The 12,999-nt window shown below is 51.9% G+C and carries 14 protein-coding genes; 7 read left to right on the top strand and 7 right to left on the bottom strand.

The features are described from left to right. Window positions 1-29: 29 nt before the first annotated feature. The 7 genes from AL479_RS14960 to queA all read right to left on the bottom strand — a co-directional run bounded on the left by AL479_RS14960 (window position 30) and on the right by queA (window position 6,721). Window positions 30-722, bottom strand: coding sequence for a helix-turn-helix transcriptional regulator (locus AL479_RS14960; protein ID WP_061076621.1), 693 nt, complete (start codon window positions 720-722; stop codon window positions 30-32). Window positions 723-737: 15 nt separating this feature from the next. After that, window positions 738-1,103, bottom strand: coding sequence for a VOC family protein (locus tag AL479_RS14955; RefSeq protein ID WP_061076620.1), 366 nt, complete (start codon window positions 1,101-1,103; stop codon window positions 738-740). 153 nt (window positions 1,104-1,256) lie between these two features. Continuing rightward, window positions 1,257-2,228 carry a protein translocase subunit SecF gene (gene secF, locus AL479_RS14950; RefSeq protein WP_046476190.1) on the bottom strand — a complete coding sequence of 324 codons (972 nt, stop codon included), beginning with the start codon at window positions 2,226-2,228 and terminating at the stop codon, window positions 1,257-1,259. A 10-nt stretch (window positions 2,229-2,238) separates the two neighbouring features. After that, a complete protein-coding gene (gene secD, locus AL479_RS14945; RefSeq protein ID WP_061076619.1) occupies window positions 2,239-4,086 on the bottom strand; it encodes a protein translocase subunit SecD in 1,848 nt (615 codons plus the stop codon). A 27-nt stretch (window positions 4,087-4,113) separates the two neighbouring features. Then, the gene (gene yajC / locus AL479_RS14940) at window positions 4,114-4,446 is read right to left on the bottom strand and encodes a preprotein translocase subunit YajC (RefSeq protein ID WP_042324569.1); all 333 of its coding nucleotides are present in this window, start codon (window positions 4,444-4,446) and stop codon (window positions 4,114-4,116) included. Window positions 4,447-4,468: 22 nt separating this feature from the next. Continuing rightward, on the bottom strand, window positions 4,469-5,596 hold the full coding sequence (tgt, locus tag AL479_RS14935; protein WP_012133574.1) for a tRNA guanosine(34) transglycosylase Tgt: 1,128 nt from the start codon (window positions 5,594-5,596) through the stop codon (window positions 4,469-4,471). 54 nt (window positions 5,597-5,650) lie between these two features. Next, the gene (queA, locus tag AL479_RS14930; protein ID WP_061076618.1) at window positions 5,651-6,721 is read right to left on the bottom strand and encodes a tRNA preQ1(34) S-adenosylmethionine ribosyltransferase-isomerase QueA; all 1,071 of its coding nucleotides are present in this window, start codon (window positions 6,719-6,721) and stop codon (window positions 5,651-5,653) included. Between the two features lie 295 nt (window positions 6,722-7,016). Here queA and acpH point away from each other — a divergent pair, with 295 nt between their 5' ends. From acpH to fba, 7 genes are all read left to right on the top strand, one after another. Continuing rightward, complete coding sequence (acpH, locus tag AL479_RS14925; protein ID WP_061076617.1) at window positions 7,017-7,598, top strand: ACP phosphodiesterase; 582 nt, start codon at window positions 7,017-7,019, stop codon at window positions 7,596-7,598. 205 nt (window positions 7,599-7,803) lie between these two features. After that, on the top strand, window positions 7,804-8,406 hold the full coding sequence (locus AL479_RS14920; protein WP_042324573.1) for a peroxiredoxin: 603 nt from the start codon (window positions 7,804-7,806) through the stop codon (window positions 8,404-8,406). A 461-nt stretch (window positions 8,407-8,867) separates the two neighbouring features. Then, the gene (locus AL479_RS14915; RefSeq protein ID WP_061076616.1) at window positions 8,868-9,311 is read left to right on the top strand and encodes a PTS sugar transporter subunit IIA; all 444 of its coding nucleotides are present in this window, start codon (window positions 8,868-8,870) and stop codon (window positions 9,309-9,311) included. A 5-nt stretch (window positions 9,312-9,316) separates the two neighbouring features. Further along, window positions 9,317-9,604 (top strand): PTS sugar transporter subunit IIB, encoded by a 288-nt coding sequence (locus AL479_RS14910; protein ID WP_004099415.1) that lies wholly within the window; start codon window positions 9,317-9,319, stop codon window positions 9,602-9,604. 20 nt (window positions 9,605-9,624) lie between these two features. Continuing rightward, window positions 9,625-11,016 (top strand): PTS ascorbate transporter subunit IIC, encoded by a 1,392-nt coding sequence (locus AL479_RS14905; RefSeq protein ID WP_061076615.1) that lies wholly within the window; start codon window positions 9,625-9,627, stop codon window positions 11,014-11,016. A gap of 66 nt (window positions 11,017-11,082) precedes the next feature. Then, window positions 11,083-12,045: a carbohydrate kinase family protein gene (locus AL479_RS14900; RefSeq protein ID WP_061076614.1), complete on the top strand. Its 963-nt coding sequence runs from the start codon at window positions 11,083-11,085 to the stop codon at window positions 12,043-12,045. A 29-nt stretch (window positions 12,046-12,074) separates the two neighbouring features. Then, the gene (gene fba, locus AL479_RS14895; protein WP_061076613.1) at window positions 12,075-12,935 is read left to right on the top strand and encodes a class II fructose-1,6-bisphosphate aldolase; all 861 of its coding nucleotides are present in this window, start codon (window positions 12,075-12,077) and stop codon (window positions 12,933-12,935) included. The last annotated feature ends 64 nt before the right edge of the window (window positions 12,936-12,999 follow it).

Below are 12,999 nucleotides of genomic sequence, written 5' to 3'. Positions count from 1 at the left end.
GCAAAAGCCAGCCTGAGCGCTGGCTTTTTTTATGCGTGCGTTTCGTCGCGGATCTTACGTAAAAAATCACTCAGCGATCGATCGGCGCACTCGCAAAATCGTCTGTCGAGCGGCGTGATGCTTAAACAGCGATCGACACGAAAACAGCGGTAGTCTTCGCGTCGCTCGCACCAGGCCACCAGCAGCCAGAATTTGCCTTCGAAGAAGATCCCTAATGGCTGCACGTCCCGCCAGGAAAGCTGTCCGGCCTCGTCGCGGTAATGCAGCGCCAGCACCTGCTGGATAGTCACCGCCCGGTGGATCACATCGAACGCGCTGCGTGAATGGTGTTGTCTGCCAAAGTCTGGCGCGAAGATACGCGCCTGTTCGGCCTTGCGTCGGCTTTCTTCCGGCAAGATCGCCAGCACTTTTTCCTGCGCCGACTCCAGTTCCCTGGAGAGCAAATCACCGCCCCATGTGTGCAGCAGACGAATGGCGGCAATCAGCGCTTCCGATTCCCGGTGCGTCAGCATCAGCGGCGGGAGATCAAACCCCGCCATCAGACGATAGCCGCTCCCCGCCTCCCCTTCGACCGGCACGCCGGAGAGCGAAAGGTCACGGATATCACGATAGATCGTCCGCTCTGACACCTCAAGCCGCTCCGCCAGCAGCGCTGCCGTTGTCAGCCGCCTGCCACGCAGGATCTGGACTATCTGGAACAAACGGTCAGCGCGACGGGTCATAGTTGCTCTCTGTGATTAAGCCGGTTGATGTAAACCCACACGATTGCCTTCGCTGTCGGTAAACAGCGCGATGGTACCAATCCCTTTACCGAGATCGAACGGACCAAAAACGCAGTTGCCACCGGCACTGGCGACGCGATCCAGCGTGGCACCGAGATCGTCCGTATGCAGATAAATAATGGCACCCTGCAATGAAGGCGCGATACCGTCAAACTTCGCCAGCGCACCACCAGGAGCCGGATCGTCATACGGAAAAACCGCCAGATCGGCAAAGCCCATTTTTTCACGACGCAGCGACAGACCCATGACCGGCTCATAAAACGCAATCGCGCGCTCCATATCCGTTACGGGAATTTCAAACCAGTTGATAATGCTTTTCATCGTTCCTCCTGCCTGTGTGGGTAAGTTCAGGAAGAGGATAAAACAGGGCTCCTGACAGCATAGTGTCAGTAGTGATTGCAGGACAAGAGAAAGGGAGAAAAGAAAAATCCCGATCGAATGACCGGGATTTCTGAGCGTTAACTGAAAATCGGATTACGGCAGAATTGACGGCTGATCCGCCCCTTCTTTCTCGACTTTCTGTTGCAGCATATGCTCGCGCTTCATACCAAGCTTAAGCGCCAGCGCCGATGCCACGTAAATGGACGATGCCGTACCGATGGACACCCCGATAAGCATGGTCAGCGAGAAGCCTTCCAGCACCGGACCACCGAACAGGAACAGCATCAGGATAACCATTAACGTCGTACCGGAGGTAATCAACGTACGGTGCAGCGTCTGGGTCAGTGACACGTTAAAGATTTCGTAAGGCGTCCCGCGACGAATTTTGCGGAAGTTTTCACGAATACGGTCAGAGACCACGATACTGTCGTTAAGCGAGTAACCGATAACGGACATCAGCGAGGCCACGATAGTCAGGTCGATCTCGATATGGAATAACGACAGGATCCCCAGTGTAATGATGACGTCGTGCGCCAGCGCGATAACCACGCCCGCCGCCAGTCGCCATTCAAAACGGATACCTACGTAAACCAGGATGGAGATCAGCGCTGCCAGCAGCGCCATCGCACCGGTTTGCGCCAGATCGGCACCCACGCTCGGTCCGACGAATTCAATACGCTTCACTGCCGCGTTCTGGTTGGTGGATTCGTTAATCACACTCAACACTTTGCTGCCCAGCACCTGGCCGCCGTTTGCCCCTTCGGTCGGCGGCATACGGACCATGATGTCGTGGCTGCTGCCGAAGTTCTGTAAAAGCGGATCAACAAAGCCCGCTTTTTCCAGCGCGTCGCGCATCACATCCATCTCAGCCGGTTTTTCCAGCGTGATTTCAATCACCGTACCACCGGTGAAATCGAGACCCCAGTTAAAGCCGCGCACGCCCATCACGATGATGGCCAACACCAGCAGCAGGCCGGAGATGCCGAAAGCCCAGTAGTCCCAGCGCATAAAGTCGATGACTTTACGGCCGTGGTTCAATTGTTCAACAGTATATTCCTGTGCCACTTCGCACTCCTCAGATTGACAGCTTTTTGACGCGCTTGCCGCCATACAACAGGTTTACGATGGCACGAGTACCGACGATCGCGGTAAACATCGACGTCGCCACACCGATACCGGTAGTAATCGCGAACCCTTTAATTGCCCCGGTGCCGACGGCGTACAGGATAATGACCTTAATCAGCGTCGTAATGTTCGCATCAAAGATGGAACTGAAGGCGCCAGCATACCCTTCGTTGATCGCCTGCTGTACCGAACGTCCGTTACTCAACTCTTCTTTAATACGTTCGTTGATCAGGACGTTCGCATCGACGGCGACGGCAAGGGTTAAGACGATCCCCGCAATCCCCGGCATACTCAGCGTTGCCCCTGGCAGCAGCGACATAATGCCGACAATCAGTACCAGGTTAGCAATCAGCGCGCTGGTCGCAATCAGACCAAATTTCTTATAGAACAGAATCATGAACAGGATGGACACCGCCAGACCGGCCAGACATGCTTCCAGACCCTGCTTGATGTTCTGCATCCCCAGGGTTGGGCCGATGGTCCGTTCTTCAACAATCTGAATTGGCGCAATCAGCGCACCGGCACGCAGCAGCAGAGAGAGCTGACGCGCTTCGTTCGGGTTGTTGATCCCGGTAATACGGAAGCTGTTACCCAAGCGAGACTGGATGTTGGCGATGTTAATCACCTCTTCCTGTTTCACCAGCACCGCACGACCGTTAGCGTCTTTCTTACCGCTGTCTTTGTACTCCACAAACAGGGTCGCCATCGGTTTACCGATATTGTCCTTGGTGAAGTTAGACATGATGTTGCCACCTGCGCTATCCAGCGAGATGTTTACCTGCGGTTGGTTGTATTCGTCCTGGCTGGAAGTGGAGTCAGTGATATGGTCACCGGTCAGGATGACGCGTTTGTACAGCACAACCGGCTGACCTTCGCGCATCTGTTTCACTTCGGAATCGCCCGGCACACGACCGGAAGCCGCCGCAGACTGATCAACGTTGGTGTTGACCAGACGGAACTCCAGCGTTGCTGTCGCGCCGAGAATCTCTTTCGCACGCGCCGTATCCTGAATACCCGGCAGCTCGACCACGATACGATCCGCGCCCTGGCGTTGTACCACCGGTTCGGCGACGCCCAACTGGTTCACACGGTTACGCAGGATGTTGATGTTCTGTTGTACCGCGTATTCACGCGCTTCACTCAGACGCGCATCGGTCATCACCGCACGCAGCGCATTACTGCCCTGACTTGTGATCACCAGATCCTGGTGACGCTTGCTGAGGTAAGCAATCGCTTTATCACGTGCGTCGGCATCGCGGAAGTTGATGCTCAGGCCGTAATTGTCTTCTTTACGAACGGTAGTATACGGGATGCCTTCTGTACGCAGATCGCTGCGCAGGCTGTCGATATTTTGTTCCTGCAGTTTCCCCAGCGCGGTATCCATATCCACTTCCATCAGGAAGTGAACGCCGCCACGCAGGTCAAGACCGAGTTTCATCGGTTCTGCTTTGATGGCCGCCAACCAGCGCGGGGTTGCCGGAGCAAGGTTAAGCGCCACGACGTATTTATCACCCAGCACGTCCACCAGCGCTTCACGTGCGCGCAGTTGGGTGTCGGTGGTGTCGAAGCGCGCAAGAATCGCGCCCTCTTCCAGTGCCACAGACTTAGCGGTAATTTTTTCTTGTTGTAACGTATTCTGGACCTGGATCAGCGTTTGCTCACTGGCGGCGACACCGCGCGCGCCAGTGATTTGAACGGCCGGATCCTCACCATACAGGTTGGGAAGCGCATACAGCAGACCGACGACAATGACGACGATCAGCATGATGTACTTCCACAAAGGATAACGGTTTAACACGGCAGTTCCCTTAGGGAAAAGTTACTATTACAGCGCCTTCATGGTGCCTTTCGGCAGAACGGCAGCTACGAAGTCACGTTTGATAACCACTTCAGTGGTATCGTTCAGTGCGATAGCGATGTAACCAGATTCAGCAACTTTGGTCACTCGGCCTACCAGGCCACCGTTAGTCAGGACTTCATCACCTTTCGCGATGGAGGCCATCAGGTTTTTATGCTCTTTGGTGCGCTTCTGCTGTGGACGCAGGATCATAAAATAGAAAATCAGACCAAACACCACCAGCATCAGAATCAGAGACATCGGGCTGCCCTGCGCCGGAGCACCTGTTGCCGCTACCGCATCAGAAATAAAAAAGCTCATTCAAATTCCCTCATTATTAAAATTAATCAACGTTCAAAGGTGGAACCGGTCGACCCTGACGTTGGTAAAAATCGGTCACGAAGCTCTCTAATTTACCCTCTTCAATAGCCTTGCGTAAACCCGCCATCAAACGCTGGTAGTAACGCAGGTTATGAATCGTGTTGAGTCGCGCGCCCAATATTTCGTTGCAACGATCAAGATGATGCAAGTAGGCACGTGAATAATTGCGACAGGTGTAGCAATCACACTCAGCATCGAGTGGGCTGGTATCGCTCTTATGCTTCGCATTGCGAATTTTCACCACGCCATCGGTCACGAACAGGTGACCATTACGCGCATTGCGAGTTGGCATCACGCAGTCAAACATATCGATACCGCGACGCACGCCTTCAACCAGATCTTCAGGTTTACCGACGCCCATCAGGTACCGTGGTTTATCTGCCGGAATTTGCGGGCAAACATGCTCGAGGATGCGATGCATATCTTCCTTTGGCTCACCCACAGCCAGACCGCCGACAGCGTAGCCATCAAAGCCAATCTCTACCAGACCTTTCACAGAGATATCACGTAAATCTTCGTAAACACTGCCCTGGATGATGCCAAAAAGCGCATTTTTGTTGCCCAGACCGTCAAAACGGTCGCGGCTACGCTTCGCCCAGCGCAGTGACATCTCCATCGATCGTTTAGCATAGTCCCAGTCCGCCGGGTACGGCGTGCATTCGTCAAAAATCATGACAATATCGGAACCGAGATCGTACTGAATCTCCATCGACTTTTCTGGATCAAGGAAAATCGGATCGCCGTTGATCGGATTACGGAAGTGCACGCCCTGTTCGGTGATCTTACGGATATCGCCCAGGCTGAAAACCTGGAAACCGCCGGAGTCCGTCAGAATCGGTCCTTTCCACTGCATGAAATCATGCAGGTCGCCATGCAGCTTCATGATCTCCTGGCCTGGACGCAGCCAGAGATGAAAGGTATTACCGAGGATAATTTGCGCGCCGGTCGCTTCAACTTCTTCCGGCGTCATGCCCTTAACGGTGCCATAGGTGCCCACAGGCATAAAAGCAGGCGTTTCCACTACGCCGCGATCAAACACCAGGCGGCCACGGCGGGCGCGACCGTCGGTGGTATCCAGTTCGAATTTCATTTTTTCTCCAGTACGTCAGAAAAACAGTCCAACGTGTCAACCAGCGCTGCGGATTTATTCCCCAACGCGTTCATTCAAAGCTTGCGGATTGTACGTGATAAACATCGCGTCCCCGTAGCTAAAAAAGCGATAATTTTGTTCTACCGCAGCCTTGTAAGCGTTCATCGTATGCTGATAACCGGCAAACGCCGAGACCAGCATAATCAATGTCGATTCAGGCAGATGGAAGTTGGTCACCAGCGCATCGATCACTTTGTATTGATAACCTGGATAGATGAAGATTTGTGTGTCGCCAAAGAACGGTTCAATGAGCACGTTCTTCGCCGCCTGCGCCGCGCTCTCCAGAGAACGCACTGAGGTCGTGCCCACCGCAATCACCCGGTTACCGCGCGCTTTCGCCGCCAGCACCGCATCTACCACCTCTTGCGGCACTTCCGCATATTCGGAGTGCATGATGTGATCTTCAATGGTATCCACCCGCACCGGCTGGAATGTCCCTGCGCCGACGTGCAGCGTCACAAACACCATCTCGATACCTTTCTCGCGCAGTTTTTCCAGCAGCAGTTCGTCAAAGTGCAGGCCCGCCGTTGGTGCGGCAACGGCGCCGGGCTTTTCGCTGTACACCGTCTGGTAAAGCTCGCGATCGGCGTCTTCATCCGGGCGGTCGATATACGGCGGCAGCGGCATGTGACCAATGGCATTGAGAATATCCAGTACCGGACGCGTGTCGTTAAATTCGACTTCAAACAGCGCGCCGTGGCGGGCCGTCATCGTCGCATTGATGCTTTCGTCATCGCCAAGCAGCAGTTCTGCGCCCGGTTTCGGCGCCTTGGAGGCGCGAATATGTGCGAGGATGCGTTTATCATCCAGCATGCGTTCAACGAGAACTTCAATCTTGCCGCCGCTGGCTTTACGCCCAAACAGGCGCGCCGGGATCACGCGGGTATTATTAAAGACCAACAGATCGCCAGGGTTGAGCTTATCGAGCAAGTCGGTGAAAGTGCCATGCGTTAGCGCGCCCGTCGGCCCGTCCAGCGACAGCAAACGGCAGCGACTGCGCTCCGGCTGCGGGTAGTGGGCAATCAGGGATTCAGGTAATTCAAAGGAAAAATCGGCAACGCGCATGACACTGACTCAGACTAAAAATAAGAGGCGGGTAGTCTAGTGCCGGGGCGCGCTCCCTGCAACCTTTACCCCTCAGGATAAATCACATAACCTATACACAAAATCATTCAAGATGCATCGAGGCGGCAACTGAGTGAGCCCCAGGCGCTTGCACAAGCCAGTCACAAGAGTGAGTGGCAAATCTGTAGGGAACAGATTTGAACGTCGCGAAGCGGCGGTCAGTAAGGGCGAGTCTCATGGATGAGGCGAGTAACTCATCAGCCAACAAAGAGGCAGTTCGAAGGATGAAGTGTATATGAATTTTCTGGCTCACCTGCATTTAGCCCATCTCGCTGATAGTTCGCTTTCCGGTAATCTGCTGGCCGATTTTGTCCGCGGAAACCCGGAATCACACTATCCACCAGACATCGTGGACGGCATTCTGATGCACCGTCGTATAGACGTGATGACTGATAACCTGCCGGAAGTCCGCGAGGCGCGAGAGTGGTTTCGTCGCGAAACCCGTCGCGTTGCGCCGATTACGCTGGACGTAATGTGGGATCATTTCCTCTCGCGTCATTGGGCACACATTTCCCCTGAGTTTCCGCTACAGGCCTTTGTCGGCTATGCCCACGCCCAGGTCTCCACCATTCTGCCCGATTCACCGCCGCGCTTTGTCAATCTGAACGATTACCTGTGGTCGGAAAAGTGGCTGGAGCGCTATCGCGATATGGATTTTATCCAGAACGTATTGAACGGGATGGCAAGCCGTCGTCCACGTCTGGATGCGCTCCGCGACTCCTGGTACGACCTGGACAACCATTACGATGCGCTGGAAGCGCGTTTCTGGCGGTTTTACCCACGGATGATGGAACAAGCCAGGCAGAAAACGCTCTGATACCGGCTGGATCAGTCGACCGGATACGGCAAGGCCGCCCTCCGGCGATTTGTCCGGTGGTGCTTTCGCTTACCGGGGCTACTGAGAATATTGATAGGTAAAAGCTCACTGAACGATTGTCAGCGCCTCTTTGTCATATTCGCCATCACCTTCTATACTGGCCCGCGTTGCGTTCCAAAAACCCTTAACTTTGCAGGAGAATAATATGGTACTGGTGACTCGTCAGGCTCCGGATTTCACAGCAGCTGCGGTACTCGGTAGCGGTGAGATTGTTGAGAACTTCAATTTCAAACAGCACACCAACGGCAAAGCGACCGTTCTGTTCTTCTGGCCAATGGATTTCACTTTCGTTTGCCCGTCTGAACTGATCGCGTTCGACAAACGTTATGAAGAATTCCAGAAGCGCGGCGTTGAAGTGGTTGGCGTTTCTTTTGACTCAGAATTCGTCCACAACGCATGGCGTAACACCCCTGTCGACAAAGGCGGCATCGGTGCAGTGAAATACGCAATGGTTGCTGACGTTAAGCGTGAAATTCAGAAAGCCTATGGCATCGAACATCCGGAAGCGGGCGTTGCGCTGCGTGGTTCTTTCCTGATCGACGCAAACGGCGTGGTTCGCCACCAGGTGGTTAACGACCTGCCGCTGGGCCGTAACATCGACGAAATGCTGCGTATGGTTGACGCGCTGCAGTTCCACGAAGAGCACGGTGAAGTTTGCCCGGCACAGTGGGAAAAAGGCAAAGAAGGTATGAACGCCTCTCCGGACGGCGTTGCAAAATACCTGACCGAAAACGTCTCCAGCCTGTAATCGGCATGAATTAAAGAAAAGGCTCGCCACGGCGAGCCTTTTTTGTTTTCTGACCGCCAGCCCCTACCATCTCGCAACACCTTTTTAACGCACCGCCATACAAATATTGATGTCATCAATGAGTAAAATCGCCTTCCAGCCTGATTTTTGCCAACTTGTTCAAACTTTGTAAAAAAAACACCCCATTATTTGTGATAAAAATCGCATTCCTTCATTTTAAATTCAGACATTTGACGGTTTATCTTTACGTTCTGTTTCTTCCGCGCAAAAAAGACACAATCTAACTCATTGATATAAAACAACATAAAAAATAAATCGTTTGTCGACAAAATAACGCCAACATTCCCCTGGTGTGATCGGCTTCAACATTTAAAAATCCATATGTGATCTGTCCCATAATTTTTGTTGCTATATTTGGCCATGATCACGTTCAGGAATATGAACGCATTAAGGATCGGATGATGGACATTATTTTTAACCCTGGACTGATTACGCTTAAGCAGAATATTTCCAGCCCCGAGCAGGCTATCGAACTGGCTGGCTCGTTACTGGTCCGGCAAAATATTTGTCGCCCGGAATATGTCAGTGAAATGGTTAAGGTCTACCGGGATTTCGGCTCCGCCATTGTTATCGACTATGGCCTGGCGATGCCCCATGCCCGGCCAGAAAAAGGCGCATTGCTGACCGGATTTTCTTTAGTCACCAGTCAACAACCGTTCGCCTTTGGCCATGAGGAGTTTGATCCGGTTAACGTCATCATCGCCATCGCAGGCGCGGATGCCGATAGCCATATAAAAATGATCCAGCTGATCGCCTCACTGATTGAGTCCGATATTGTGACCTTTCTTCAGCAGGAAAATGACATTAATTCAGTATTACATTTCATCCAAAAACAAATGGAGTAGTCATTATGTTAGTTATCAGAACGGTTTGTGGTAACGGTATTGGCAGTTCATTAATGGCTGCGAATAATGTCAAAAAAATATGTGATGAATTAGGTATCAAAGCCGACGTTGCTTCCGTTGATTTCGCTAACGCCGTAGGCGAAAAAGCCGATCTTTATGTCACGATTAAAGAGCTGGCAAACCAGTTTCCTGCGCACTGTAACGTCGCCATTATTCGTAGCTACGTGCATAAAGCAAAAATTGCTGAAGATATTACCGAGGCACTGACCAAAATTGCTGCAACTCACTCTTAATCATTATTGAGGGAACGATCATGCAGGCTATTCTTAGTTTCTTATCAGAAATCTTTAGCCAACCCGCATTCCTGATGGGGATTATCGCATTTGTCGGTTTAGTGGCGCTGCGCTCTCCAGGGAATAAATTACTCACCGGTACCTTAAAGCCTATTTTAGGGTATTTAATGTTAAGCGCAGGTGCTGGTGTTATCGTTGCCAACCTGAACCCGCTTGGCGGAATTATCGAAGCCGGATTTAATATTCGCGGCGTAATTCCTAACAACGAGGCTATTGTTTCCGTCGCGCAGAAAGTTCTGGGTGTGGAAACCATGAGTATTTTGCTGTTAGGTTTTATTTTTAACCTCATTATTGCTCGCTGTACCAAGTACAAATATATCTTTCTGACCGGCCACCACTCATTCTTTCTGGCGTGCCTGTTTTCAGCGGTCTTACAGGCAGCGGAATTCCGCGGCTGGATGTTGGTTTTAATTGGCGGATTCTTGCTCGGCTCATGGTCGGCCATTTCTCCGGCAATCGGCCAGCGTTATACCAAACAGGTGACTGAAGACGGCGGTATCGCGATGGGACACTTTGGCTCCCTAGGCTATTACATCTCAGCCTGGATCGCCACAAAAACCGGTAACCCGGCAAACTCATTCGCCGATACTGAAATCTCAGAAAAGTGGGGCTTTCTGCGCGATACCACGGTCACAACCGGGATTGTGATGTTCATTATCTACTTTGTATGCAGCGCCGTTGCTGGCACTGAATATCTGCGTACGATAACGGATCAGAACATGTTGATCTTCTCTATCCTTACCGGTCTGCAGTTTGCGGTTGGCGTCGCCATCGTTTACAACGGCGTACGGCTGATCCTCGGCGATCTGGTTCCGGCATTCCAGGGGATTAGCCAGAAGCTGATTCCTGACTCAATCCCTGCCGTTGACTGCGCGGTCTTCTTCACCTTCAGCCCAACGGCGGTCGTCGTAGGCTTTATCAGCTCATTTGTTGGCGGTCTGGTCGGTATGCTCATGTTGGGTGGACTGGGAATGGCGCTGATTATTCCGGGCATGGTACCGCACTTCTTCTGTGGCGGGACCTCCGGGGTATTCGCCGACAAGCTTGGCGGTAAGCGCGGCTGCATCATCGCCTCCTTTATCGGCGGCATATTCCTTGCTTTCCTGCCAGCCATGCTGCTTCCGGCATTGGGTAACCTGGGCTTCGAAAACAGCACCTTCGCTGACTTTGACTTCGCGGTGTGGGGAATTATTATCGGTAACGCCTTCACCCAGTTTGGTCAGATCACTATCTATATGATTTGTCTGGCGCTTATCGTCGCGCTGCTGGTGCCATTCTGCTTCCGTTCGGTTCGCGTAGTCGGTGACACGCTCAGCTATGAGGAGCTCACTGCGGATAAGAAAAATGAATAAGCGGTTTCATTTTTCCCTGCGGGAAGGGATTTCTTCCCGCAGCTGACAAAATAATCAGGAGTTGTTATGGCTATCTTGTCCATCGGGTTTTCATGTTTTGATCAGTTTTTCTTTTTGAATGAATGGCCGCAGGAAAATACCAAAAATTTCTGCCATGACTTTATTGAAAGTGGCGGCGGCCCGGCAGCAAATGCGGCGTGGCTACTGGGATTATGGGGCGAAGATGTTTATTACATCGGCCATCTGAACCAGGACCTTTACGGTCAGCGGATTATCGATGAGTTTGCCCAGGCGGGCGTCGATACCAGCCAGGTCGTCTTCTCCGATGAAATGATCACGCCGCTGGCATCGGTGCTGGTAAACCGCTTAACGGGGTCGCGGACGATTATTACCCGTAAAATGCAGACGCCACCTTCGCTGACCTATGACCAGAAGCTCAAGCTTGATGATTTAGCTGAACGGTTGATTGCGTCAGACGAGCCCGTAACGCTATTAATTGATGGTCATGAAGCGGAAATCAGTGAGTACTTAATTAAGAAACTCCCATCAGCGCGAGTGGTCATGGATGGCGGTTCATTACGTGACAGTAATATTAAGCTAGCGGCCTGGACCGATTATTTTGTGGTCAGCGAACACTTTGCCCGTGACTATATGGGATATCGTGCTCTGAGTACCGAAGCAGAAATTAAAGCAGCATTAGTCGAGTTAAATAAAATTTGCCGTGGGGAGGCCTTTATTACCCTCGGGGAAAAAGGTTGTGCGTTATTAAAAAATGGCATGCTGCAAATTGTGCCTGCCTGGCTGTGCAATGCCGTTGATACCACCGGCGCAGGAGATGTATTCCACGGAGCCTTTACTTACGGCGTTCATTACTCATGGCATATTGATAATATCATTTTATTTGCCAGCCTGACCGCCGCAATATCCATAGAAAAAAAAGGTGTCCGCGAATCCATGCCGGATCTTGCCGTTGTCCACAACTCGTTAAATAGCTACGAAAGAAACTTAAAGCAATATTTTGGCGAGTAATTGCTTTTAATGAATATCAAGAGGTGATTATGTTAGTTTCTATGAAGGACATGCTTCAGCATGCCCTACGGGACGGTTATGCCGTAGGGCAATTCAATATTAATAATCTGGAATGGGTCGGTGCGGTATTAAGCACAGGACAACAGTTGCGCTCTCCGGTTATTTTAGGCGTTTCCGGCGGTACGGTTAAACATATGCTGGGATTAAAATGTATTCATGACATCGTGGTTAATGCGATAGATTATTTAAACATTGATATTCCGGTCGCACTGCACCTGGATCATGGAACCACCCGCGAAGCCTGCGAAGCGGCTATCGACGCCGGATTCAGTTCCATTATGTTTGATGGTTCACACCTGCCGTTTAACGAAAACCTGGCCATCACCCGTCATCTGGTTGAACTGGCCCACAGCAAAGGCATTTCGGTTGAGGCTGAGCTGGGTACCATCGCCGGCAGTGAAGACGGTATTGTCAATTCCGAGGTGATTTACGCCGACCCACAGGAGTGCTACACCCTGGTCAAAGAAACCCAGGTCGATTGCCTGGCGGCCGCGCTGGGTTCAACCCATGGACTGTATAAAGGCAAAGCTAAACTAGGGTTTACGGAGATGAAAACCATTTCCGAGTTGGTGAAAGTCCCTCTGGTATTGCACGGCGGCACCGGTATTGCTGACGACGACATGCGTAAAGCCATTGCCTGCGGGACGGCAAAAATCAACGTCAATACTGAAAATATGTACGCCTGGTGCCAGGAAGTGAAAGCGATATTTGCTGCCGATACCGGTCACGACGTGAATGACCCACGGAAAGTGATCAATCAGGGGCTAAAACCGGTACGCGAGATGATTGCGCGCCGCATCGAACTTTTTGGCTCGCAAAACCGCTATTAGAAACGTCTGGCTTCATCGAGTAATGCCATCTCAGGGAGAAACCCGCCGCCGGTCAACGCCGGGG

This window comes from Citrobacter amalonaticus (genome assembly GCF_001559075.2).
Taxonomy (GTDB): domain Bacteria; phylum Pseudomonadota; class Gammaproteobacteria; order Enterobacterales; family Enterobacteriaceae; genus Citrobacter_A; species Citrobacter_A amalonaticus_F.
Note: the sequence above shows the minus strand (reverse complement) of the source record. Positions and strands in the feature narration are given on the sequence as shown.